General features: G+C 71.0%; 22 protein-coding genes and 1 other RNA gene. 10 read left to right on the top strand and 13 right to left on the bottom strand.

Going from position 1 to position 21770, the window contains the following annotated elements; translation table 11 throughout:
• Positions 1 to 22: 22 nt before the first annotated feature.
• The 7 genes from rpiA to E2169_RS05345 all read right to left on the bottom strand — a co-directional run bounded on the left by rpiA (position 23) and on the right by E2169_RS05345 (position 4791).
• On the bottom strand, positions 23 to 670 hold the full coding sequence (gene rpiA, locus E2169_RS05375) for a ribose-5-phosphate isomerase RpiA (RefSeq protein ID WP_132985602.1): 648 nt from the start codon (positions 668 to 670) through the stop codon (positions 23 to 25).
• On the bottom strand, positions 667 to 1149 hold the full coding sequence (locus E2169_RS05370; protein WP_132985601.1) for an EVE domain-containing protein: 483 nt from the start codon (positions 1147 to 1149) through the stop codon (positions 667 to 669). Before E2169_RS05370 ends, rpiA begins: the two co-directional genes overlap by 4 nt.
• Entirely contained in the window at positions 1146 to 1727 is a 582-nt protein-coding gene (locus tag E2169_RS05365) for a 5-formyltetrahydrofolate cyclo-ligase (RefSeq protein WP_268236922.1), read from the bottom strand. Before E2169_RS05365 ends, E2169_RS05370 begins: the two co-directional genes overlap by 4 nt.
• A 45-nt stretch (positions 1728 to 1772) precedes the next feature.
• A non-coding RNA gene (gene ssrS, locus E2169_RS05360) (6S RNA) lies at positions 1773 to 1958 on the bottom strand.
• Positions 1959 to 2051: 93 nt separating this feature from the next.
• Positions 2052 to 2345 carry a cell division protein ZapA gene (locus tag E2169_RS05355; protein ID WP_132985599.1) on the bottom strand — a complete coding sequence of 98 codons (294 nt, stop codon included), beginning with the start codon at positions 2343 to 2345 and terminating at the stop codon, positions 2052 to 2054.
• The gene (locus E2169_RS05350; protein ID WP_132985598.1) at positions 2342 to 2563 is read right to left on the bottom strand and encodes a TIGR02449 family protein; all 222 of its coding nucleotides are present in this window, start codon (positions 2561 to 2563) and stop codon (positions 2342 to 2344) included. Before E2169_RS05350 ends, E2169_RS05355 begins: the two co-directional genes overlap by 4 nt.
• 32 nt (positions 2564 to 2595) lie before the next feature.
• Positions 2596 to 4791 carry a putative bifunctional diguanylate cyclase/phosphodiesterase gene (locus E2169_RS05345; protein WP_165942337.1) on the bottom strand — a complete coding sequence of 732 codons (2196 nt, stop codon included), beginning with the start codon at positions 4789 to 4791 and terminating at the stop codon, positions 2596 to 2598.
• A 146-nt stretch (positions 4792 to 4937) separates the two neighbouring features.
• Between E2169_RS05345 and E2169_RS05340 the strand changes: the two genes are divergently transcribed.
• On the top strand, positions 4938 to 5483 hold the full coding sequence (locus tag E2169_RS05340) for a UPF0149 family protein (protein WP_132985596.1): 546 nt from the start codon (positions 4938 to 4940) through the stop codon (positions 5481 to 5483).
• A gap of 10 nt (positions 5484 to 5493) precedes the next feature.
• Positions 5494 to 6810 (top strand): aminopeptidase P N-terminal domain-containing protein, encoded by a 1317-nt coding sequence (locus tag E2169_RS05335; RefSeq protein WP_132985595.1) that lies wholly within the window; start codon positions 5494 to 5496, stop codon positions 6808 to 6810.
• Between the two features lie 19 nt (positions 6811 to 6829).
• Here E2169_RS05335 and pepQ read toward each other — a convergent pair whose 3' ends face one another.
• The 6 genes from pepQ to rph form a co-directional block, all read right to left on the bottom strand.
• Entirely contained in the window at positions 6830 to 8167 is a 1338-nt protein-coding gene (gene pepQ, locus E2169_RS05330; protein WP_132985594.1) for a Xaa-Pro dipeptidase, read from the bottom strand.
• 63 nt (positions 8168 to 8230) lie between these two features.
• On the bottom strand, positions 8231 to 8581 hold the full coding sequence (locus tag E2169_RS05325; RefSeq protein WP_132985593.1) for a PilZ domain-containing protein: 351 nt from the start codon (positions 8579 to 8581) through the stop codon (positions 8231 to 8233).
• Entirely contained in the window at positions 8578 to 11019 is a 2442-nt protein-coding gene (locus tag E2169_RS05320; protein ID WP_132985592.1) for a DUF1631 family protein, read from the bottom strand. The genes E2169_RS05325 and E2169_RS05320 overlap by 4 nt, the downstream gene beginning before the upstream one ends.
• A gap of 104 nt (positions 11020 to 11123) precedes the next feature.
• On the bottom strand, positions 11124 to 12281 hold the full coding sequence (gene hemW / locus E2169_RS05315) for a radical SAM family heme chaperone HemW (protein ID WP_132985991.1): 1158 nt from the start codon (positions 12279 to 12281) through the stop codon (positions 11124 to 11126).
• Complete coding sequence (gene rdgB / locus E2169_RS05310; RefSeq protein WP_132985591.1) at positions 12278 to 12871, bottom strand: RdgB/HAM1 family non-canonical purine NTP pyrophosphatase; 594 nt, start codon at positions 12869 to 12871, stop codon at positions 12278 to 12280. Before rdgB ends, hemW begins: the two co-directional genes overlap by 4 nt.
• A gap of 3 nt (positions 12872 to 12874) precedes the next feature.
• Complete coding sequence (gene rph, locus E2169_RS05305; protein WP_132985590.1) at positions 12875 to 13606, bottom strand: ribonuclease PH; 732 nt, start codon at positions 13604 to 13606, stop codon at positions 12875 to 12877.
• Positions 13607 to 13669: 63 nt separating this feature from the next.
• Here rph and E2169_RS05300 point away from each other — a divergent pair, with 63 nt between their 5' ends.
• The 8 genes from E2169_RS05300 (at position 13670) to E2169_RS05265 (ending at position 21749) form a co-directional block, all read left to right on the top strand.
• Positions 13670 to 14530, top strand: coding sequence for a YicC/YloC family endoribonuclease (locus E2169_RS05300; protein WP_132985589.1), 861 nt, complete (start codon positions 13670 to 13672; stop codon positions 14528 to 14530).
• Positions 14531 to 14543: 13 nt separating this feature from the next.
• On the top strand, positions 14544 to 15161 hold the full coding sequence (gmk, locus tag E2169_RS05295) for a guanylate kinase (RefSeq protein WP_132985990.1): 618 nt from the start codon (positions 14544 to 14546) through the stop codon (positions 15159 to 15161).
• A 119-nt stretch (positions 15162 to 15280) separates the two neighbouring features.
• Complete coding sequence (rpoZ, locus tag E2169_RS05290; RefSeq protein ID WP_132985588.1) at positions 15281 to 15583, top strand: DNA-directed RNA polymerase subunit omega; 303 nt, start codon at positions 15281 to 15283, stop codon at positions 15581 to 15583.
• 133 nt (positions 15584 to 15716) lie between these two features.
• Positions 15717 to 17876, top strand: coding sequence for a RelA/SpoT family protein (locus E2169_RS05285; RefSeq protein WP_132985587.1), 2160 nt, complete (start codon positions 15717 to 15719; stop codon positions 17874 to 17876).
• Between the two features lie 91 nt (positions 17877 to 17967).
• Positions 17968 to 18351 carry a RidA family protein gene (locus E2169_RS05280; protein ID WP_132985586.1) on the top strand — a complete coding sequence of 128 codons (384 nt, stop codon included), beginning with the start codon at positions 17968 to 17970 and terminating at the stop codon, positions 18349 to 18351.
• A gap of 4 nt (positions 18352 to 18355) precedes the next feature.
• Entirely contained in the window at positions 18356 to 20476 is a 2121-nt protein-coding gene (recG, locus tag E2169_RS05275; RefSeq protein WP_370465097.1) for an ATP-dependent DNA helicase RecG, read from the top strand.
• Between the two features lie 17 nt (positions 20477 to 20493).
• Complete coding sequence (locus E2169_RS05270; protein WP_132985585.1) at positions 20494 to 21426, top strand: nucleoside hydrolase; 933 nt, start codon at positions 20494 to 20496, stop codon at positions 21424 to 21426.
• Between the two features lie 80 nt (positions 21427 to 21506).
• Positions 21507 to 21749, top strand: a complete 243-nt coding sequence (locus E2169_RS05265; protein WP_132985584.1) for a type B 50S ribosomal protein L31 — start codon at positions 21507 to 21509, stop codon at positions 21747 to 21749.
• Positions 21750 to 21770: the final 21 nt, after the last annotated feature.

Here is a 21770-nt window from a genome sequence, read left to right as displayed (position 1 = left end):
AAGCGCGATAGCGCCGTGGACGTTATCGCACCAGGGGAGGCGTCCCGCCGGCGATCACGACGTCGGCCGGGCGGCGTGCGAAAAGTCCCACGCTGACTACGCCGGGCACCTGGTTGAGCGACTGTTCAAGCCCCACGGGATCGGTGATCGACAGCCCGTGGATGTCGAGCACCCAGTTGCCGTTGTCGGTCACGGTGCCCTGGCGCCACACCGGCTGTCCGCCGGTCATTGCGACGATCTCGCGCGCCACCAGGCTGCGCGCCATCGGCACCACCTCCAACGGCAAGGGGAAACGCCCGAGCACTGGAACCTCTTTCGAAGGGTCGATGATGCAGACGAAGGTCGTGGCCGCCTCGGCGATGATCTTCTCCCGCGTGAGCGCGGCACCGCCGCCCTTGATCAGGCGTTTGCCGGGGTCGCACTCATCGGCTCCGTCGACATAGAGCGGGATGGGGCCGCAGGCGTTGAGGTCCAGTACCTCGATGCCGTGGCCGCGCAGCCGCTGGGTGCTCTGCTCCGAGCTCGACACGGCACCGGCGATGCGGTCGCGGATGCCGGCCAGGGCGTCGATGAAGTACGCGACGGTGGAGCCGGTGCCCACGCCCACCACCATGCCGTCCTCGACGTAGTCGATGGCCTTTTCGCCGGCCAGGCGCTTTGCGTCGCTCATTTCGGCTCCATGGCCAGCAGGATCTTCCACTGCGCGGCGGTGACCGGCAGCACGGACAGGCGGCTGCCCTTGCGGATCAGCGCGAAGTCCTCGCCCAGCGCCGCGGAGCGGCCGCGGATGGCCTCGAGCGTGACTGGCCGGGCGAGCTTCCGCACGAAGCCGACGTCGATCAGCATCCAGCGCGGCTCCTCGGGCGTCGCCTTGGGATCGAAGTACTTGGACTTGCGCTGGAACTGCGTCGGATCCGGGTAGGTACTGCTGGCCACTTCCGCGATGCCGTAGACGCCGGGCACGGCGCAGTTGGAGTGATAGAACAGCACCCCGTCGCCGAGCTGCATGCCGTCGCGCATGAAGTTGCGCGCCTGGTAGTTGCGCACGCCGGTCCAGGGTTCGGTGCCGACGCGCTCGAGGTCGTCGATGGAAAAGTCCTCGGGCTCGGACTTCATCAGCCAGTAACGCTTTCGCTTGCCAGTGCTCATGTCGGACGCGTAAGGGTGGATTGATCGGTGCAGACCGCATCGAGCTGGACGTCCCAGTCTTCGCTGGGGAGCTCGCCTGCGACCTGCTGGAATGCGAACGCCGCACCGACCAGCCGCGGTGGCGCAGGCTGGAGGTGGCGGAACGCGAAGCTGCGATCGTACCAGCCGCCGCCCATGCCAAGCCGATGGCAGCGCGCGTCGAAGCCGACGAGCGGCACGACGATCAGGTCAAGCGCGGAGGGGTCGAGCAGCGCTTCCGGCGCGACGACGGGTTCGGGGATGCCGTAGCGGTTGGCTTCGACGGCTTCGCCGGCGCGCCAAGGAGCGAAGCGCAGGCGCCCGTCCTCGTGCACCACCGGCAGGCAATAGACGACCTCGCGCGGCAGCCGCAGCTGCCAGGCATGCAGCGCGATCTCGCCATCGGCCGCCCAGTAGCCGGCCACCCTTGCACCGGGCGCAAGCGGATGTGCGAGCAGTTCCGCGGCGAGACCGTCGGCGGCGCCGATGCGCGCGGCCGGCGGTACCGCGCGGCGGCGTTCGCGCATGATCCGGCGGATGGTTCCGCGTGCCGAGGTCACGCCGGCACCACTGCGCACTGCGCAGGCAGACCGGAAGAAAGAGATACGCCCTCCACCATGTCGATGCGTGCCAAACGACCTTGAACCCGGGGTTCAAGTGGGAACGCTTGGCTGCCTTCGGGCTTCCCGCTCGCGGGCGGATATGCACGCCAGGCTTCCGTCGCATCCCCGTGGTCGTGATTAAGGGACAAGGCGAATGTTTGTGCGCGCCGTCGGTCACGGCAGAGGACGCAGCCGCAGTATACCGCGGGGCATCCTGTTACGAAGGCCACCTGTCGGCCGCCGTTCACCTCGCGCGCGGCGGCGCCGGTGCGACGCGCGCGCTCAGGCATCGAGCAGGGCGTCGAGCTTGGCTTGCAACGCCGACAGCGTGGCGGCCAGTTCGCGGTCGCGTCGTTCGCCATCGCGCTTCAGCTGCTCCAGCTCATGGGCGAGGTTCAGGGCGGCGAGCACCGCCACGCGATCGATCGCGGCCATCCGGTTCGCGCCGCGCACCTCGCGCATGCGCGTGTCCAACAGGCGTGCCGCGGCCATCAGGCCGTCGACCTCGCCGCTGCCCACGCCCACGGTGTATTCACGATCCAGCACGCGGACGCTGACCGCCTGGGTTTCGCTCACGTGTGCTGCTCCAGTGATTTCAGTCGCGCGATCATCGCTTCGACGCGGCTGCGCGCCTGCTCGTTCTTGGCCAGCAGCTGCGCGCGTTCGCCGGAGACCTGCTCGTGCTGCTGGCGCAGGCTGCGGTTCTCCTCCGCCAGCCGGCGCGTGCGTACCGCCAGCTCGTCGAAGCGTTCGGAAAGCCGCTGCAGCTGGGCGAGCACGTCTTGAGTGTCCATTACCGGCACGATAGGCAGGCCGGCGGGGGCGGTCAAGGCGCGCCGACGGCGCCGGCGCGCTGGCCCGCGGCAAGCTGCCGGTTATGGATGAAGGCCATGCACGACATCGCGTCGATCGGCTGCGAGACCCAGTAGCCCTGGATTTCGTCGCAGCGGTGCTGCGCCAGGAACCGCGCCTGGGCCTCGTTCTCCACGCCCTCGGCGACGACCACCAGGCCCAGCCCGTGGGCCATGGCGATCACCGTGGTGGTGATCGATGCGCCTTCGCGGTCGTGGCACAGGTCGGCGATGAAGGTCTGGTCGATCTTGAGCGTGGTGATCGGCAGCCGCTTCAGGTAGGCGAGCGAGGAGTAGCCGGTGCCGAAGTCGTCGATCGCCAGCGATACACCCAGTTCGCGGAAGGCCTGCAGCTTCTGCGCGGTCTGGGTGGCATTGGCCATGAGCACGCTTTCGGTCAGCTCCAGCTCGAGCGCCTGCGGGGGAACGCCGGTGTCGTCGAGCACCCTGCGCACGACCTCGGCGAAGTCGCCGCGCAGAAGTTGCAGCACCGACATGTTCACCGAGACGGTGAGGTCGGAGAGGCCATGCTCCCGCCAGCGGCGTTGCGCCAGGCAGGCCTCGCGCAGCACCCATTCCCCGATCTCGAGGATCATCCCGTTTTCCTCGGCGAGCGGGATGAAGTCCGCTGGCGGGATCTCGCCGTGCTCCGGGCTGGACCAGCGCAGCAACGCTTCGGCCCCGGTGATGCGGGACGACGCCAGCGACTGCCGCGGCTGGTAGACCACGCGCAGTTCGCCGCGGTCCAGCGCCTTGTGCAGCGCACCGGCCAGCGTCGCGCGCCGGCGGATCGCCGTCTCCATGCTGTCGTCGTAGCGCATCCAGGTGCGGCGTCCGGCGGCCTTGGCCTGGTACATGGCGGCATCGGCGCGCTTGAGCAGCTCGGTGGGCACCTGCGCGTGGTCGGGATACAGGCTGATGCCGATGGATGCCGACACCGACACCTCCTGGCCGTCCTCGGGCAGCAGCGGCGCCTCGAAGGCCATGATGATCTCGCGCGCCACGCGCTCGGCGTCCTCGGGGACCGCGAGGTCCTCCAGGATCACCGTGAATTCGTCGCCGGCCAGCCGCGCCACGATCTGCCCGTGGCCGACGGCCTGCTGCAGGCGGGCGGCCACGGCGCGCAGGATGCGGTCGCCCACGGCGTGGCCCAGCGAGTCGTTGATGTCCTTGAAGCGGTCGAGGTCGAGGAACAGCACCGCGACCCTGGAGCCTTCGCGGCGCGCGCGCACGATGGCGCGCGACAGCCGCTCCGCAAGCAGCGAGCGGTTGGGCAGGTCGGTCAGTGCGTCGAAGTTGGCGAGATAGCGCAACTCCTCTTCGGCGCGCTTGTGCAAGGTGATGTCACTGAGCATGAGCACGTACATGCGTCCGCCATCGGCGTCGCTGCCGAGCACCGTCGCGGCCTCGACCGCGCACAGGAACTCTTCGCCGTTCCTCTGCCGCTGCCACATCTCCCCCGACCAGCGGCCATCACGCGCGACGGCCTCGCGCATCGCGCGGCCACTCGATGGATCGTGTTCAAGGCTGTCGAGCACGGCTGCACCGCGCCCGGTGACATCGGCCGCGTCGTGGCCCGTGATCCGGGCGAAGGCGGGGTTCACCGAGAGGAAGCGGAACTGCGCGTCGAGCACCGCCACCGCCTCGCTCATGCTGCGCAGGACTTCGCTGGCGATGCGGTTCTCGCGCTCCACCGCGCGGCTGCGGCCGATGTCCAGCGAGGTGCCGGCCAGGCGCAGGATCGTGCCGTCGGGGTTGAATTCCACGGCGCGGCCGCGCGCGCGGATCCAGACCCAGTCGCCACGGGTGGAGACGGGGCTGTCGGCGCGGACGCGGTGCTCGGATGCGAACTCGGGCGTCTCCCCGGCCACATGGCGGTGCATCGTATCGACCACGCCGGGCAGGTCGTCGGGATGGATCACGGCGGCGGGATCGGCTTCCTCGGAGCTGAAGTCGTAGCTGCGGCTGCCATCGTGCTTGGCAACCAGGTAGCGCAGTCGCGCAGTCGGGACGTGGAAGTCCCAGTAGCGCTGGCCGCTGGCCCACAGCGCCATCCGGAAGGACAGTTCGCGCTCCTGCAGGCGCGCGACCGCCCGCCGCGCCGCGCGGGCACGCTGCGCCACGGCGATGCAGGCCGCTGCAAACAGCAGCGCCATCGCCACAGCGATCACTAAACCCGTTTCAGCGGCCACTGGCACGCATGAGTTCCTTCGCGCCTCCCCGGGAGGTCCTTGCAGTGTAGGCATGGGCGACCACCGGCAACAAGCCACCCGCGGCGGTACACTGCGCCAGCCCGTCGCAGCCCGTTTCCGTGCCCATGTCCGAATCATTGCCCTCCCTGTCCGACGTCGAGCAGGCCTGCCGCGAGGCCGAGCTCGCCACGCCCGCGGCCGAACTCCACGGTGGCCTGTGCGGCTGGCTGGCTGGCGGTGGCGACGCCGCCGGCAACTGGTTGGCGCAGGTGATGGTGGATGACACCCTGCCGGCCCCGGCAGAGGGTTCGGTGCTGGCGCGGCTGCAGATCGCGACCCGTGCCCAGTTCGAGGACCGCGACTTCGGCCTGGTGCTGCTCGGGCCCGGCGACGACGCCTCGCTGGCGGAGCGCAGCGGCGCACTCTTCGACTGGTGTCGCGGCTTCGTCGGCGCCTTCGGGCTGGCCGCGGGCGGCGATCCGCGGCTGTCGGCCGAGGGTGAGGAGGCGCTCGCCGACATCGCGCGGCTGGCCCGCGCCACCGCGCAGGACGAAGGCGACGAAGAGGACGAAGCCGCGCTGGCGGAGATCGAGGAATTCGTGCGCGTCGCCGCGCTGCTGCTGCACGGTGATTGCGCGCTGGCCGCGCGCCATCGCAACAGCCTCAACTGAAGGCCGCTGCATGGCCCTTGCCACCTCGCTCGCCAGCTACAGGCGCCGCCGCCGTCAACTGATGCGCATGGCCGGCGATGACGCCATCCTTGTCCTGCCCGCCGCTCCCGAGCGCGTGCGCAGCCGGGATACCTTCCATCCCTACCGGCAGGATTCCGACGTCCTCTACCTGAGCGGCTTCGAGGAACCCGATGCCGTGCTGGTGCTGGTGCCCGGCCGCGAGCACGGCGAGAGCCTGCTGTTCTGCCGCGAGCGCGACCCTGCGCGCGAGGCCTGGGACGGTCCGCGCGTCGGGCCCGAGGGCGCGCCTGACACGCTCGGGGTCGACGACGCCTACGACATCGACGACCTCGACGAGATCCTGCCCGGCCTGCTCGAGGGCCGCCGCCGCGTCTACTACCATTTCGGCCGCGACACCGACTTCGACCTCAAGCTGATCGGCTGGCTGAACCGAGTCCGCGCCCAGGTGCGCCACGGCGCCCAGCCGCCGCACGAGTTTCTCGAGCTGGGCCACCTGCTCGACGAGATGCGCCTGTTCAAGACCGCCGACGAGCTCAGGTTGATGCGCCGCGCGGCCAAGGTCACGGTGCAGGCGCACCAGGCGGTGATGCGCAGCGCCCGGGCGGGCATGCGCGAGTACGAACTGCAGGCCGAGCTGGAACGTGTATTCCGCGCCGCCGGCACCGAGCCCGCCTATGGCAGCATCGTCGGCGCGGGCGGCAACGCCTGCGTGCTCCACTATCGTGCCAACGACGCGGTCGTGCGCCGCGGCGACCTGGTCCTGGTCGACGCCGGCGCCGAACACCGTGGCTATGCCGCCGACATCACCCGCACCTTCCCGGTCGATGGGCGCTTCAGCCGTGAGCAGCGCGTGCTGCACGACCTGGTGGGTGCCGCGCATGCGGCGGCGCTCGCCCAGGCACGGCCCGGCGTCGCGTACGAGGCCGGCCACGAAGCGGCGGTCGAGGTGCTGACCGAAGGCATGCTGTCGCTCGGCCTGCTCAAGGGCACGCTGCGCAAGGCGCTGGCCGACGGCGCCTACAAGCGCTTCTACCCGCACAAGACCGGCCACTGGATCGGCCTGGACGTGCATGACGTCGGCGACTACCGCATCGACGGCGAGTCGCGCCTGCTCGAAGCGGGCATGGTCTACACCATCGAGCCGGGCATCTACATCCCGCCGGGGGATACCGGCGTGGCCGCGAAGTGGCGCGGCATCGGCATCCGCACCGAGGACGACGTGGCCATCACAAGGGACGGCCACGAAGTGCTCACCACCGGGCTGGCGCGGAGCGCCGACGAGATCGAGGAATTCATGGCCGCCTGAGCCGCGCGGCGGCCCGGGCTCAGGCCAGCGCCGCGAACTCCTCGCGCGTCAGGTTGACCGGGGCGCCGTCGGTGCAGATGACATTGTCCTCGATGCGGACGCCGCCGAAGGGGCGGAAGGCGTCGACGCGGTCCCAGTCGACCAGTCGGGCGTTGTCGCTGGCCGCCAGGTCTTCCATCAGCACCGCGCCGAAGTACAGGCCGGGTTCGATGGTCACGACCATGCCGGGTGCGAGTTCGCGGGTCAGCCGCAGGTAGGGATGGCCTTCGGGCTTGTCGATGGTGCCGCCGGCGTCGGAGGCGGCGAAGCCGGCGACATCGTGCACCTGCAGGCCCAGGCCGTGGCCGAGACCGTGCGGGAAGAAGCTCGAGCTCAGGCCCGTCGCCACCGCCTCTTCGGCGCCGCACGTCACGATGCCGAACTCATTCAGCACGCCGGACAGCGCCAGGTGGGCGTCGAGGTGCAGCTGGCGATAGTCGACGCCAGCGCGGACCTGGTCGCACATGGCCAGTTCGGCGCGGTCGATGGCGTCGATGAAGGCCTGGAACTCGCCGCCGCGGTCCATGGCGTGGCTGCGGGTGATGTCGGCGGCATAGCCGCCGTGGCTGGCGCCGGCGTCGAGCAGGAAGCTGCGCACGGGCTTCGGCGGCAGGCGGTCGCGCTCGGTGTAGTGCAGCACCGCGCCATGCGTGTTCAGCGCGACGATGTTGTTGTAGGGCAGCTCGTTGGCGTCCTCGCCGACGGCCTGGCAGTAGGCCAGGTGGATGCCGAACTCGCTGGCTCCCGCGCGGAAGGCGCGCTCGGCGGCGCGATGGCCGCGGACGGCGCGCCGGTTGGCCTCGCGCATCATCGCCAGTTCGTAGGGCGTCTTGAAGGCACGGTGGTAGTCGAGGTAGTCGAGCACCGGCTGCGGGTTGTTGGGCGCGAAGGCGCCGTAACGTCCGAGCGCGCTCTGCGCTTCGCCGAGGATGGCGCAGCGGGTGGCGTTGCGCGGAAGGTGCTGCAGGGCGTCGTCCGGGTTGCGCACCACCTCGATGTCGAAATGGTCGACCCAGTAACCCGACGGCGCATCCGGCACCACGTGCCAGTAGTCGCGCGGCTGCAGGTACACCAGCTTCGGGCGCTCGCCCGGCGTGAACACCAGCCAGCTGTCGGGATTGCGCACCAACGGCACCCAGGCCTTGAACTGCGGGTTGGCGGCGTAGGGATAGTCGCGGTCGTCGAAGATCTGGTAGTGCAGGGTGCCGCTGGGCACCACCAGATGGTCGAAGCCACCGCGCTCCAGGGCCACGGCGGCGCGGGCGGACAGCGTTTCGAGGTGGGCGGGGTAGAGGGCGGCGGCGGTCTGGGAGGTCATGGCGGCAACGTGTACGGGGAAGGCCCTATTTTGCCGCATCGGCCGCGATCCCGCCGGGATGCGCTATTCGTAGCGGCTGCCGGGTGCGTCGATCCAGGCGCGCAGCGAGCCCGCCTGGTGTTCGGTCGTGCCGATGAACCGGAAGCCGGCCCAGACCTGGCCGGGCGCGCTGGCCTTGTCCACCCACAACAGGTGCGCACCGATCTCGATGCTCGCCTCGTCGCCGCCGTCGGCGTTCAGGCTGAACCGGAACTGGTACAGCGCATCGTCCACCAGCGGCGTGCCGGCCATCAGCAGCATGCCGGTTTCCGACAGGTTGCCGATGCGGCCGACCACGCGCTCGGTCATGGCATCGACCACCAGGATGGTATCGGGGGCCTTGCGGCGCCGGGCGCGGCGGAACTCGTTGATCATGCGTGTGCGTCCCCGGAGATGGGCAGCGCGTCGCCGCGGCCGGCGAAGCTGCGCAGGGTGCGCAACGTCGCCTGCCAGGCGCGGTCGACCAGGCGTCCGCGCTCGGCGGTGACGATGCGGGCCTGGCCGGCCACGATCATCCGCGCCAGCGAATCCAGCGAATGTTCGCCGATGCGCTGGCCGCGCTGGTTCACGAACAGCGCGTTGTCGGTCACCGGGCTGAACCAGGACATGCGCCGGCGCACCACGTCGCCCTGCTGGTTCGTGGTGAACTCGATCCAGGTGCCGAAGGGCATCACCCGCAGCTGCTCGTAGCGCGCCTGCTCTTCGGTCGTGCGCGGCGGCAGGTCGGGGCGGCGCGCGTGCGCGGCATCCTCGCCAAGCCGGGTGCGCGCCTTGAGCTTCATCGCCAGCTCGGTGCGCGAGGCCGGATCGTCCTCGTCGCTGCGGCTGCTGGTCAGGCGGGCGGCGATGATGCCGGCTTCCTCGGCGTGGTAGCCGACCTGCGACAGGGCCGCTTCGACGTGGCTGGCCAGCGCCGGGTCGGCGATCTCCTCTCCGCGCGCGCAGGCGGTGATGATGCGGCGGGTGGCGTCGAGCTGGGCCTGCCACTCCGGCGATTCTTCGCCCTGGCGGAGCAGGGTCAGGGTCAGCACATCGGCCCAGGCCTGGTTGAGCAGGGCCCTGGAGAACTTCGGGATGCGCTGGTCGCCCATCAGCTTTTCGAGCACCGCCGACGAGCGCCGCTTGGCGACTTCGAGCTTCTCCTTGCCGCGGGCGGCCTCGATGTGCCGGCGCTCGAGCATCTCGGCCTTGCGCACCTGCGCCTGCAGGTGGGCCTGCAGTTTTTCATTGCTGGCCTCGAACACCTTGCTGTCGCCGTCGTACTGGTCGACGACGTGATTGACGGCCTGCTGCAGCGGCATCAGGAGCTGCGGATCGACGTCGTCCTTGTCCAGCCAGTTGGCGGCGGTCTCGGCGACGGTGTTGAGCAGCTCGCGCGCCGGGTGGGTGGCCTGTACGAAGAAGGCCTGGTCCTGGAGCGCGACGCGCAGCAGTGGCAGCTGCAGGCGCCGGATCAGCGCCGCGGCCGGCGCACCGGTCTGGATCTCGCCCTCGAGCTGGCCATACAGCAGGTGCAGCAGTTCGAAGGAGTCGTTGTCGCGTTGCGACAGGGTCGCGCCCTTGCCGTGCCGCTGCCGCGCCTGCGCCAGCAGCATCTGGCGCACGTCCATCAGGCTCGGCTTGGCGCCGCCGGGGCCGCTGGGCTGGCGTTGCAGCGTCCCCAGCGCCTGCATCACCTCGCCGGTGCCCAGCGTCGCCATGGCCCCCCCGGACTTCCCGGCCTTGAGCTTGCCGATCAGCGCCCGGCGCCCGGCCAGCAACTGCTGCAGTGCGGCGTATGACGCCTGTTCGTCGCTGCCGGCGAGGGCGGTGGTGGTTTCCGCCATCCAGCCCGTGTGCGGCTGTCCGGCGCCCACAGGCCTGCCCGGGACGCCGGCCTGGCCCGTCCGTCCGCCCGTTGCGGTGCCGGCCGGGGTGTGGCTCGCGGCGCCGGTGTTCGCCGTGTTGCCGCCCGCGGTGCGATGCCCCTGGTTGGCGGTATCGCTGCCGTGGTCGTCATCCGCAGCGCTGTGCGCGCCAGCCTTGCGGCGCCCCGCCGCCTGGCCCGGCGCCGCGTTCTCCGCGGCTTCTTCGGCCAATCCGCGCGGCGACGCGCGCAGGCGCATGGGCACATAGGTCAGGCCCCCGAGGATCCCGGCCTGGTCGAGCGTGGCATCCAGCTTCTCGAGCACCGGCGCGTAGTGGGCCATGACCATGCGGTCGAACAGCCGATACAGCAGCTCCCGCGCCTCCGGGCCGATCTGCAGCGAGCGACAGGCGTTGCGGAGCGCGCGGCACACGGCTTGCGGGCCCAGCGGCAGGCGCTCGGCATCCAGCGCGGGCGTCCCGGCCAGGACCCCGAAGCGCTGGCCGAGCAGGTGCATCGGCAGGCTGGCGCGGCCCTCCTGGCGGGTGGCGATCTCGCGCAGCAGGGTGTCCTCGTCGATCATGGAATCGTCGACCAGGCTCAGTACGCGACCGGCGGCCGGCGCTGCGGGCGACGATGCCGGCGTGGAGCTCGCGGGTGGCGTGCGCAGCGTGGCCAGTCCGGCCTCGAGCTCGAGCATGAACTGCGGCACCAGGTCCGAGCGGTTGCTGCGGAAGCTGCGCAATGCCTGCACGTAGGCGGACTCGCTGCCGGGGTGGCGCGCGCGCTCGGCCAGCCGGAACAGCTCCTGCTCGTACTCGTCCAGCAGCGATGCCAGGTAGGGGTCGAGTTCCATCGACACCAGCCTCAGCGCCGCGTCAAGCGCCTTGCGAACGCGCCGCGGCAGGTCTGCGGCCGCCAGGCTTCGTCGCCCGGGGTCGTCGCTGGAATGAGTCGTCAATGACATGAGTGTGTGCTGGTTCCCCGGGGATCTTCATATCATGGGCGTCTTGTGACGGCCAGCACGCAGGAACCGGGCGCGACCGGCCATGGCCATCGCGGCCGTCTGCGTCATGCCAGGAACAGCGAGACCACATCGTTGCCCAGGCGCCGCCCCAGCGCGGTGGGGACCACGCGTTCGCGATCGACGTCGAGCCAGCCGCGGGACACGGCGTCGGCCAGCTCCGCGGCGATCGTGGTCCGCGCCAGGCCCGTGCGTGCCTCGAAGTCCGCCAGCGCGAAGCCCTCGTGCAGCCGCAGCGCATTGAGCATGTATTCGAAGGGCAGGCGCGACGGCTCGACATCCTCGTCGCCACCGAGCGCGTCGGCGCCGCCGGCGACGGACATCCAGGCCGTGGGGTGCTTGAGCCTCCAGCGCCGGCGCACCGTCTGCGCGGCACCGAGGCTGATCTTGCCGTGGGCGCCGGCGCCGATGCCGATGTAGTCGCCGAAACGCCAGTAGTTGAGGTTGTGCGCGCACTGCCGGCCGGGGCGGGCGTAGGCGCTGACTTCGTAATGTTCGAAGCCTGCAGCGGCCAGCATCTCCTGGCAGTGTTCCTGGATGTCCCAGGCCGCGTCCTCGTCGGGAATGCCGCCGGGCGGCCGCGCGGCGAACAGCGTGTTCGGCTCCAGGGTGAGCTGGTAGTGCGAGACGTGCGCCGGGTCCAGCGCGAAGGCGCGCTCGAGGTCGGCGGCGGCGCCGGCCAGGTCCTGGCCGGGCAGCGCGTACATCAGGTCGAGGTTGATGTTGTCGAAGCCCGCGTCCTGCGCGAGCTTGACCGCCGCCTCGGCCTCGCGGCTGTCGTGGATGCGGCCCAGCCGCTGCAGGCAGCCGTCGTCGAAGCTCTGCACCCCGAAGCTCAGGCGATTCACGCCCGCCGCCAGGTAGCCGTCGAAGCGGCCATGTTCGGCGGTGCCGGGGTTGGTCTCGAGCGTGATCTCGCAGCCGGGCGCGAAGCGCAGCCGCGCGCTGGCCTGCTGCAGGAAATCGTCGATGGCGTCGGCCGGGAACAGCGAGGGCGTGCCGCCGCCGAAGAACACGCTGTGCACGGTGCGGCCCCAGGCCAGCGGCAGGTCGTGCTCGAGGTCGGCGATGAGCGCCCGCACGTAGTCGCCGAACGGCAGCGCGCCGCGCTGTTCGTGCGAGTTGAAGTCGCAGTACGGGCATTTGCGCACGCACCAGGGCAGGTGCACGTACAGCGACAGCGGCGGCGGCACCAGCACGGTCAGGCCAGTTCGGACAGGCGCGCGCGCAGCGCGGCCAGGGCGCGGCCGCGGTGGCTGACCGCGTTCTTGATGGCGGCCGGCAGCTCGGCGGCGGTCAGGCCGCTGTCCGGGTCCAGGAATACCGGGTCGTAGCCGAAGCCGCCTTCGCCGCGCGCGGTGCGCAGGATACGGCCACGCCAGCTGCCTTCGACCACCAGCGGACGCGGATCGGTCGCATCCCGCAGCAGCACGATGCAGCAGTGGAAGCTGGCGCCGCGCGCGCCGTCGGCGACGCCGTCGAGCTCGCGCAGCAGGCGTTCGATGTTGCGCGCGGCGTCGCCGCCGGGACCGGCGTAGCGCGCGGAGTACAGGCCGGGTGCGCCGCCCAGCGCGTCCACGCACAGGCCGGAGTCGTCGGCCAGCGCCGGCAGGCCCGTGACCTGTGCGGCGTTGCGGGCCTTGAGCAGTGCGTTCTCGACGAAGGTGAGGCCGGTTTCCTCGACGTCATCGACCCCGAATTCCGACTGCGCGCGCAGGCTGAAGCCATCGCCGCCCAGCAGGGCGTGCAGCTCGGCGAGCTTGCCGGCATTGCCGCTGGCCAGCACCAGGTCCACGACTCAGCCCGCGGCCAGGGCGGCCTGCTGCGCGGCGAACAGTTCGCCGCAGCCCTTCGTGGCCAGCGCCAGCAGCGCATCGAGCTCGTCGCGGCGGAAGGCGTGGCCCTCGGCCGTGCCCTGCAGCTCGATGAAGCCGCCGCCGTCGTTCATCACCACGTTCATGTCGGTGTCGCAGCCGCTGTCCTCGACGTAATCGAGGTCGAGCACGGGCAGGCCGCCATGGATGCCGGCCGATACCGCCGCCACCGCGCCATGGATCGGGTCGCGCTTGAGCTCGCCGCGGCCCTGCAGCCAGCGCACGGCATCGACCAGGGCCACGTAGGCGCCGGTGATGGCCGCGGTGCGGGTGCCGCCATCGGCCTGCAGCACGTCGCAGTCGAGGGTGATGGTGCGCTCGCCCAGGGCATCGCGGTCGACGCAGGCGCGCAGGCTGCGGCCGATCAGGCGCTGGATCTCGAGCGTGCGCCCGCCCTGCTTGCCGCGGGAGGCCTCGCGGTCGCTGCGGGTGTGGGTGGCGCGCGGCAGCATGCCGTATTCGGCGGTGACCCAGCCCGTGCCCTTGCCGCGCAGGAAGCCGGGGACCCGGTTCTCGACGCTGGCCGTGCACAGCACCCGGGTCTCGCCGAAGGCCACCAGCACCGAGCCCTCGGCGTGGCGCGTGAATCCGCGCTCGATGCGCACCTCGCGCATCTGGTCCGGCGCGCGGCCGCTGGGGCGAGGGGTCTGGGACATGTCGATTACCGCTGGAATGGCGCGCGAGTTTACCATCGGCACCCCGACCCACTGGATGCCGGCATGATCCGCAGCATGACCGCCTACGCCTCCGGCGAGCGCACGACCCCCTGGGGCACGCTTGCCTGCGAACTGCGCGCGGTCAACCACCGCTTCCTCGAGATCGGGCTGCGCGCGCCCGATGAGCTGCGCGTGCTCGAGCCCCAGCTCCGCGAACGGATCTCGGCGAAGGTGTCGCGCGGCAAGCTCGACCTCTCGCTGCGGCTGCGTGGCGCGGAGGGCGCGGCTTCGCTGCACGTCGACGAGGCGCTGCTCGGCCAGCTGTCGGCGATCGCACGGGATGCCGAGGCCCGCTTCCCCGGCCTGCGCACCCAGTTCGTGGACCTGCTGCAGTTTCCGGGCGTGCTGCGATCGGCGGCCCCGGAGCCCGCGGCGCTGCAGGCCGAGGTGCTGGCGCTCCTGGACGAAGTGATCGAGGCCTTCATCGCCGCGCGCGAACGCGAAGGCGGCAAGCTGGTCGCGGCCATGCTGGAGCGCGTCGACGGCATCGCTGCCCGCGCCGCCGACGTGCGCGGGCTTGTTCCCGCGATCCGCGCCGGCCAGCGCGCCAAGCTCGAGGCGCGCCTGGCCGATCTTGCGCAGGCGGCGGACCCGGGCCGGGTGGAACAGGAACTGGTGCTGGCTCTGCAGAAGCTCGACGTCGACGAGGAGCTCGACCGCCTCGACAGCCACGTGGTCGAGATCCGGCGCGTGCTCGACCAGCCCGAGCCTGCCGGCCGCCGGCTCGACTTCCTGCTGCAGGAGTTCAACCGCGAGGCCAACACCCTGGGCTCGAAATCGGTCGACGCCCGCACCACCAACATCGCGGTGGAGCTGAAGGTGCTGATCGACCAGATCCGCGAACAGGTGCAGAACATTGAATAGCGGCGACGCCCGGGTGCGCGGGACACTGTTCATCGTCGCGGCGCCGTCGGGCGCCGGGAAGTCGAGCATCGTCAACGCCTGCCTGGCGCGCGACCGCAACATCAGCCTGTCGATTTCCTTCACTTCGCGGCCGCCGCGCCCGGGCGAGCGCCAGGCCGAGCACTACCACTTCGTCGACGATGCGCGGTTCCAGCACATGATCGATGCCGGCGACTTTTTCGAGTACGCCCGCGTCCACGGCGACTGGAAGGGCACGGCGCGGCAGTCGGTCGAACCGCAGCTGGCCGCGGGTCGCGACGTGCTGCTCGAGATCGATTGGCAGGGCGCGCGCCAGGTGCGCGCGGTGGTCCCCGACGCCGTGGGCGTCTTCATCCTGCCGCCCTCGCGGGCCGCGCTCGACGAGCGCATGCGCAAGCGCGGCCAGGACAGCGAGGAGGTCATGGCCCGCCGCCTGGCCGCCGCGCGCGAGGAGATGTCGCACTACGAGGAGTTCGATTTCGTCATCGTCAACGACGATTTCGATACCGCCGTGGCCGAGATGTGCGCGGTGTTCGTCGCCAGCCGGCTGCGTCGTGCCACCCAGGCCCTGCGCCATGCCGGCCTGGTTGCGGCGCTCCTTCGCGAGGAATAGGGCTGGACAACGCTGCAAGTGACTGATTTACATTGCGTTGCTTGCGAAAGACGGTTGCGTGCCCTATCATTTCCGGTCCCTTACCCCGCATCGACGGCCCGCCGGCCGCCCGGAGATTTATGGCCCGCATCACCGTTGAGGATTGCCTCCAGGTCATCGACAACCGCTTCGAGCTGGTCATGCTGGCCGCCAAGCGCGCCCGCCAGCTCGCCAACGGCGTCGAGTCGAAGCTCGACAACAGCGAGAACGACGACAAGCCCACCGTGCTGGCGCTGCGCGAGATCGCCGCCCGCACCATCGATGCCGACTACGTCGAGGCCGTGGAAAAGACCGAGCGCGAGCGCCGCGAGCGCGAGGCCCTGGAGTGGGCCGCTGCCGAGGTCGTGGCCGACGACGACCTGGCCAAGGGCGACGACGCCTGATCCCGGCCTGCGCGCCGCGAGGCGCCGCGCCGCATCGACGGCCCCGCCCTGGCGGGGCCGTCTGCATTTCCGGCCTGGCAGCGGCGGCGCGGCCTCCGTTGCCGCCCCGCGGGCGCGCGCGTAGGCTCATTGCATGAATTCCGCCGAGCTCGCGCTGGTCCAGGTATCCGTGCCCGGGGACGAGGACGTCCCCGGGTACATGCGTGCGCTCGAAACCGCCGCCGCCTACCTGCCGGCGGAACAGCTGCGGCTCCTGCGGCGCGCATGGGCCGTGGGCGCGGCAGCCCACGAGGGACAGGTGCGCCGGTCCGGCGAGCCCTACATCACCCATCCGGTGGCGGTGGCCGGCGTGCTGGCCGACCAGAAGGTCGACATCGAGACCCTGGTGGCGGCCGTCCTGCACGACACCATCGAGGATACGCCGCTGACCCGCGCGGCCCTGGCCAGCGAGTTCGGCGAGTCGGTGGCGGAGCTGGTCGAGGGCGTCACCAAGCTCGACAAGCTGCAGTTCGCCAGCCGCCGCGAGGCGGACGCCGAGAGCTTCCGCAAGATGATGCTGGCGATGGCGCGCGACCTGCGCGTGATCCTGATCAAGCTCGCCGACCGCCTGCACAACATGCGCACCCTGGGCGCGCAGTCGGCCGAGGCGCGCGAACGCATCGCCCGCGAGACGCTCGAGGTCTACGCGCCGATCGCGCAGCGCCTGGGCATGAACCTGATCAAGTCCGAACTCCAGGACCTCGGTTTCCGCGCGCTGTACCCGATGCGCCACCGCATCCTCGACAAGCACATCCGCGCCCAGCCGCTGTTGCGCCGCGAGGCCATGGCCAAGATCGAGGCCCAGATCGCGCAGCGCTTGACCAAGGAAGGCATGGGCTACCGCCTGGTGAGCCGGGTGAAGTCGCCGTGGAGCATCTACAACAAGATGCGCGGCGAGGCCAAGACCTTCGAGCAGGTGATCGACGTCTTCGGCTTCCGGGTGATCGTCGGCAAGGTCGCGGAGTGCTACCACGCTCTGGGCGTGGCGCATTCGGTGTACAAGCCGGTCGATGGCCGCTTCCGCGACTTCATCGCCATTCCCAAGGCGAACGGCTACCAGTCGCTGCACACGGTGCTGTTCGGGCCCTACGGCTCGCCGATCGAGGTGCAGATCCGCACCGAGGAGATGGACCTGATCGCCGAGCGCGGCATCGCCGCGCACTGGGCCTACAAGCACGGCGGCGACGGCCCCAACAGCGCCCAGCAGCGCGCGCACTCGTGGATTTCCGGCCTGCTGGAGACGGAGAGCGATACCGGCTCGTCGCTGGAATTCCTGGAAAACGTCAAGGTCGACCTGTTCCCCGATGAGGTCTACCTGTTCACGCCCAAGGGCGCGATCATGTCGCTGCCGCGCAACGCCACCGCGATCGACTTCGCCTATTCGGTGCACACCGATGTCGGCAACCAGGCGGTGGCCGCGCGCGTGGACCGCAAGCTGGTGCCGTTGCGCACGCGCCTGGCCAGCGGGCAGACGGTGGAAATCGTGACCGCGAAGTCGTCCCAGCCGCGGCCACAGTGGCTGGAATTCGTGGTCACCGGCAAGGCGCGCACTGCGATCCGCCAGCAGCTCAAGCAGCTCGAGCACGAGGACGCCGTGCAGCTCGGCCACCGCATGCTCGACAGCGCGCTGGAGGACCTCGACAGCTCGCTCGAGCGGCTGCCGGCGGCGCAGCTGGACGCCTACCTCGCCGAGCACCGCTACCCGCGGCTGGAGGCGCTGCTGTCCGACGTCGCGCTGGGCAACCGGATGCCGGCGCAGGTGGCGCAGTCGCTCAGCCGCAAGGATCCCGCGCGCGCGCGCGCGCACCACCGCGAGGACCGCATCCTGATCACCGGCGCCGAGCGCGGCGTGGTGACGTTCGCCAACTGCTGCATGCCGATCCCGGGCGACGAGATCATGGGTTACCACACCGCCGGCCGCGGCGTGATGGTGCACCGGATCGAGTGCCCGAACCTGGCCGAATACCGCAAGTCGCCCGAGCGCTGGGTCGACATCGGCTGGGACCGCGTGGTCACCGGCGACTACAACGTCGCCCTGCGCTTCCAGGTCGAGAACCGGCCCGGCGTGCTGGCGCAGGTCGCTGCGGCGGTGGCCAAGGCCAAGTCCAATATCGACGCGGTCGAATACCTGGAGCGCGACACCAACGTCTCGGTGATCCAGTTCGCGATCGAGGTCCGCGACCGCACCCACCTGGCCGACGTGATCCGCAAGGTGCGCAGGCTGGGCGTGGTCCACGGCGTGCAACGGCAGTAAACCGCGCGGGGCACGGCGCCCGCGTGCCGCGCGATGGCCGCGGGCGCGGACGGCGGTCATAATCGCCTGCCACGCATCGAAGGATCCACGCATGCCCAGGCAACCCGTCCGCACCGCCGACGCGCCCGCCGCGATCGGCCCGTACTCGCAGGCCACGCGCTGCGGGAACACCGTCTTCCTGTCCGGGCAGATTCCGCTGGATCCCGCTACCGGCGAGCTCGTCGCCGGCGATCTCGCGGCCCAGGCGCGCCGCGCCTTCGACAACCTGCGCGCGGTCTGCCAGGCCGCGGGCGGCTCGCTGGACGACGTCGCCCGCGTCGGCCTGTACCTCACCGACCTGTCGCAGTTCGCGGTGGTCAACACGGTGATGGCCGAGGTCTTCGCCGAGCCGTATCCCGCGCGTTCGACCATCGAAGTGTCGGCGCTGCCCAAGGGCGCGCAGTTCGAGGTCGACGCGGTGATGGTCCTCGACTGAGGCAGTGGCGACGCCGAGGCGCACGCGCGGCACGCCGGCGCCCGGACTGGCGCCGGACGGCGCGACCGCGCTGTCCGCGCTCGCAGGCGTGGGCCCGAGGGTCGCGGAGAAGCTCGCCGCGCGCGGGCTGGAGACCCTGCAGGACCTGTGGCTCCAGCTTCCGCGCGGCTACGAGGACCGCACGGCGCTGACGCCGATCCGGCTGCTGCAGCCCGGCGTCGCGGCGCAGGTGGAGGGGCGCGTCGAAGCGGTGGAGCGCGGCTTCCGCTACCGCCCCATGCTGCGGGTCGCGCTTGGCGACGATTCGCGTGCGACCCTCGTACTGCGTTTCTTCCATTTCCGCGCCGCGCAGGCCGCGCAGTTCCAGCCCGGCGTGCGCGTGCGCGCCTACGGCACGCCGCGGCCGGGGCAGCGCGGCCTCGAGATAGTGCACCCGAGCTACACCCTGCTCGACGACGCCGACGCCTCCGGGCTTGGCGACCGTCTCGACCCGGTCTACCCGGCCGTCGAGGGCGTTGGCCCGGCCACGATGAAGCGCCTGATCGCGCAGGCGCTCGACCGCCTTCCCGGGGACGAGGTGCTGGAGCTGTTGCCGCCGGCGCTGCTGCGCGAACACCGCCTGCCGGGGCTGCGCGAGTCCCTGCTCACCGTGCACCGGCCGCCGCGCGACGCCGACGTCGGCGCGCTGCTGGCCGGCACCCATCCGGCGCAGCGCCGGTTGGCACTGGAGGAGCTGCTCGCGCACCACATCAGCATGCGACGCCAGCGTATCGCCCGGCGGGCGCACGCCGCCACGCCGCTGGCGGACCCGGCGCTTGCTGAACGCCTGCGCGAGCAGTTGCCGTTCGCGTTGACCGCCGCGCAGGAGCGGGTGTTCGCCGAAGTGCATGCGGACCTCGGCCAGCCCGTGCCGATGCTGCGCCTGGTCCAGGGCGACGTCGGCTCGGGCAAGACCGTGGTCGCCGCGATGGCCGCGCTGATGGCGGTCGCCGACGGCCGCCAGGCCGCGCTGATGGCGCCCACCGAGCTGCTGGCCGAGCAGCACCTGGGGAACCTGCGTGCCTGGCTCGAACCGCTGGGCATCGAAGTCGCCTGGCTGGCCGGCAAGGTCACCGGCCGTGCGCGCAGCCGCGCGCTGGCCGACGTCGCCGACGGCCGTGCGCAGGTCGTGGTCGGCACCCATGCGCTGATGCAGCAGGGCGTGGCCTTCCACGACCTGGCACTGGCGATCGTCGACGAACAGCACCGCTTCGGCGTCCACCAGCGGCTGGCGCTGCGCGACAAGGGCGGCGAGGGCGGGCGCGTGCCGCACCAGCTTGTGATGACCGCGACCCCCATCCCGCGCACCCTGGCGATGGCCGCCTATGCCGACCTCGACGTGTCGGCGATCGACGAGCTGCCGCCGGGCCGCACCCCGGTGCAGACCGTGGTCATGGCGGAAGGCCGCCGTCCGGAGCTGATCGAGCGCATCCGCGCCGCCTGCGCGGAAGGCCGCCAGGCCTACTGGGTGTGCACGATCATCGACGAGTCCGACGAGGTCGTCGCGCAAGCCGCGCAGGCGACGTTCGAGGGCCTGTCCGCCGCGCTGCCGGAACTGCGGGTCGGCCTGGTGCACGGACGCATGAAGGCCGCGGAGAAGCAGGTCGCGATGCGCACCTTCAAGGAGGGCGGCTGCGACCTGCTGGTGGCGACCACGGTGATCGAGGTCGGCGTCGACGTGCCCAAGGCTTCGCTGATGGTGATCGAGAACGCCGAGCGCCTGGGCCTGGCGCAGCTGCACCAGCTGCGCGGGCGGGTGGGGCGGGGCAGCGCGGCCTCGAGCTGCGTGCTGCTCTACCAGCCGCCGCTGTCGGCGATGGCGCGCGAGCGCCTGGAGACCATGCGCGAGACCGGCGACGGATTCGTCATCGCCGAAAAAGACCTGGAGCTGCGCGGCCCGGGCGAGCTGCTGGGCACGCGCCAGACCGGATTGGCCGCGTTCCGCGTCGCCGATCTCGCACGCGATGCCGGCATGCTGCCGCTGGTGCACGAACTCGGTGAAGGCCTGCTGCGCGATCGGCCCGCGCTGGCCGAGCGCCTGGTGGAACGCTGGGTCGGCGGCGCCGCGCGCTACGCCTCGGCCTGATCGGGGATAATCGCTCGATGGACGAACGCATCCCGCTGTTGATCGATACCGACCCGGGCGTCGACGACGCCCTGGCCCTGTTGATGGCCTTCGCCGACCCGCGCCACGAGGTCGTCGGCCTGACCATCGCCGCCGGCAACGTCGGCCTGCAGCACACGGTGGCCAATGCGCTGAAGGTGTGCGAGGTGGCTGGCCGCGACGACGTGCCGGTGTTCCCCGGCTGCGACCGCCCGCTGCTGCATCCCTCGCCGGATGCAGCCAACGTGCATGGCCGCGACGGCTTCGGCGACGTCGGCCTGGCGCCGGCCGCCCGCGGCGCCGAATCGCGGCACGCGGCCGAGGCCATCATCGAACTCTCCCATCGCCACGCCGGCCGCCTGCTGTTGGTGACCCTCGGCCCGCTGACCAACGTCGCGCTCGCGCTGCGCCTGGATCCCACGCTGCCCACGCGCGTGGCGCGGCTGGTGGTGATGGGCGGCGCGGTGACCGCCCACGGCAACATCACGCCGTCGGCCGAGTTCAACGTGTTCTTCGACCCCGAGGCCGCGCACATCGTGTTCGGGGCCTTCCCGCGCTTCGACCTGTGCGACTGGGAAGCGGCGCTCGCCCACGGCGTTCTCCTGCGCGACGCGGAACGCTGGCTGGCCGCGCCGGGACCGGTGGCGGCGTTCTACGAAGCCGTGTCCCGCCACACCCGCCGCTGGTCGGAAGACGCGCGCGGCGAACGCTGGCACTCGGCGGACGGGCTGGCGATGGCCATGGCCTTGCGGCCCGACGGCGTGCTCGAGTCGGCCGAGCGGCCGGTGGAGGTGGTGCTGGGCCATTCCCCCGCGCGTGGTACGACCCTGGTGGACTGGCAGCGCCAGCTCGGGCGGCCGGACCGGGCCAGGATCCTGCTGCGATACGACCAGGCGCGCCTGGAGGATCAGGTGCGCGAGGCGTTGGGCTGAGGGCATTGCGCGGCAAGGCTTGCGAGGCCTGAAACGGCCGGCTATAATGCCGCTCTTTCCTTGCTCACTCTGGTATCGTCATGAAGGCCGACATCCACCCCCAGTACCGCGACGTCGTCTTCCAGGACGTGACCTCGGACTTCAAGATCCTCACCCGTTCCACGCTCTCCAGCAAGGAGACCGTGAAGTGGGAAGACGGCAATGAATACCCGCTGGTCAAGATCGAAGTGTCCTCGGCTTCGCATCCGTTCTACACCGGCCAGAACAAGCTGATGGACACCAGCGGCCGCGTCGACAAGTTCCGCAAGCGCTACGCCAAGTAAGCGCCTGCCGCAGTCGAGGTC

Origin of the sequence: Luteimonas terricola, from assembly GCF_004352845.1 — a bacterium.
GTDB lineage: Bacteria > Pseudomonadota > Gammaproteobacteria > Xanthomonadales > Xanthomonadaceae > Luteimonas > Luteimonas terricola.
Note: the sequence above shows the minus strand (reverse complement) of the source record. Positions and strands in the feature narration are given on the sequence as shown.

Bases quoted from the DNA above. Each gene is read 5' to 3' on its own strand.
- rpiA (WP_132985602.1), bottom strand. From the start codon at position 670: ATGAGCGACGCAAAGCGCCTGGCCGGCGAAAAGGCCATCGACTACGTC.
- E2169_RS05370 (WP_132985601.1), bottom strand. From the start codon at position 1,149: ATGAGCACTGGCAAGCGAAAGCGTTACTGGCTGATGAAGTCCGAGCCC.
- E2169_RS05350 (WP_132985598.1), bottom strand. From the start codon at position 2,563: ATGGACACTCAAGACGTGCTCGCCCAGCTGCAGCGGCTTTCCGAACGC.
- E2169_RS05340 (WP_132985596.1), top strand. From the start codon at position 4,938: ATGTCCGAATCATTGCCCTCCCTGTCCGACGTCGAGCAGGCCTGCCGC.
- E2169_RS05335 (WP_132985595.1), top strand. From the start codon at position 5,494: ATGGCCCTTGCCACCTCGCTCGCCAGCTACAGGCGCCGCCGCCGTCAA.
- pepQ (WP_132985594.1), bottom strand. From the start codon at position 8,167: ATGACCTCCCAGACCGCCGCCGCCCTCTACCCCGCCCACCTCGAAACG.
- E2169_RS05325 (WP_132985593.1), bottom strand. From the start codon at position 8,581: ATGATCAACGAGTTCCGCCGCGCCCGGCGCCGCAAGGCCCCCGATACC.
- E2169_RS05320 (WP_132985592.1), bottom strand. From the start codon at position 11,019: ATGTCATTGACGACTCATTCCAGCGACGACCCCGGGCGACGAAGCCTG.
- rph (WP_132985590.1), bottom strand. From the start codon at position 13,606: ATGTCCCAGACCCCTCGCCCCAGCGGCCGCGCGCCGGACCAGATGCGC.
- E2169_RS05300 (WP_132985589.1), top strand. From the start codon at position 13,670: ATGATCCGCAGCATGACCGCCTACGCCTCCGGCGAGCGCACGACCCCC.
- rpoZ (WP_132985588.1), top strand. From the start codon at position 15,281: ATGGCCCGCATCACCGTTGAGGATTGCCTCCAGGTCATCGACAACCGC.
- E2169_RS05285 (WP_132985587.1), top strand. From the start codon at position 15,717: ATGAATTCCGCCGAGCTCGCGCTGGTCCAGGTATCCGTGCCCGGGGAC.
- E2169_RS05280 (WP_132985586.1), top strand. From the start codon at position 17,968: ATGCCCAGGCAACCCGTCCGCACCGCCGACGCGCCCGCCGCGATCGGC.
- E2169_RS05270 (WP_132985585.1), top strand. From the start codon at position 20,494: ATGGACGAACGCATCCCGCTGTTGATCGATACCGACCCGGGCGTCGAC.
- E2169_RS05265 (WP_132985584.1), top strand. From the start codon at position 21,507: ATGAAGGCCGACATCCACCCCCAGTACCGCGACGTCGTCTTCCAGGAC.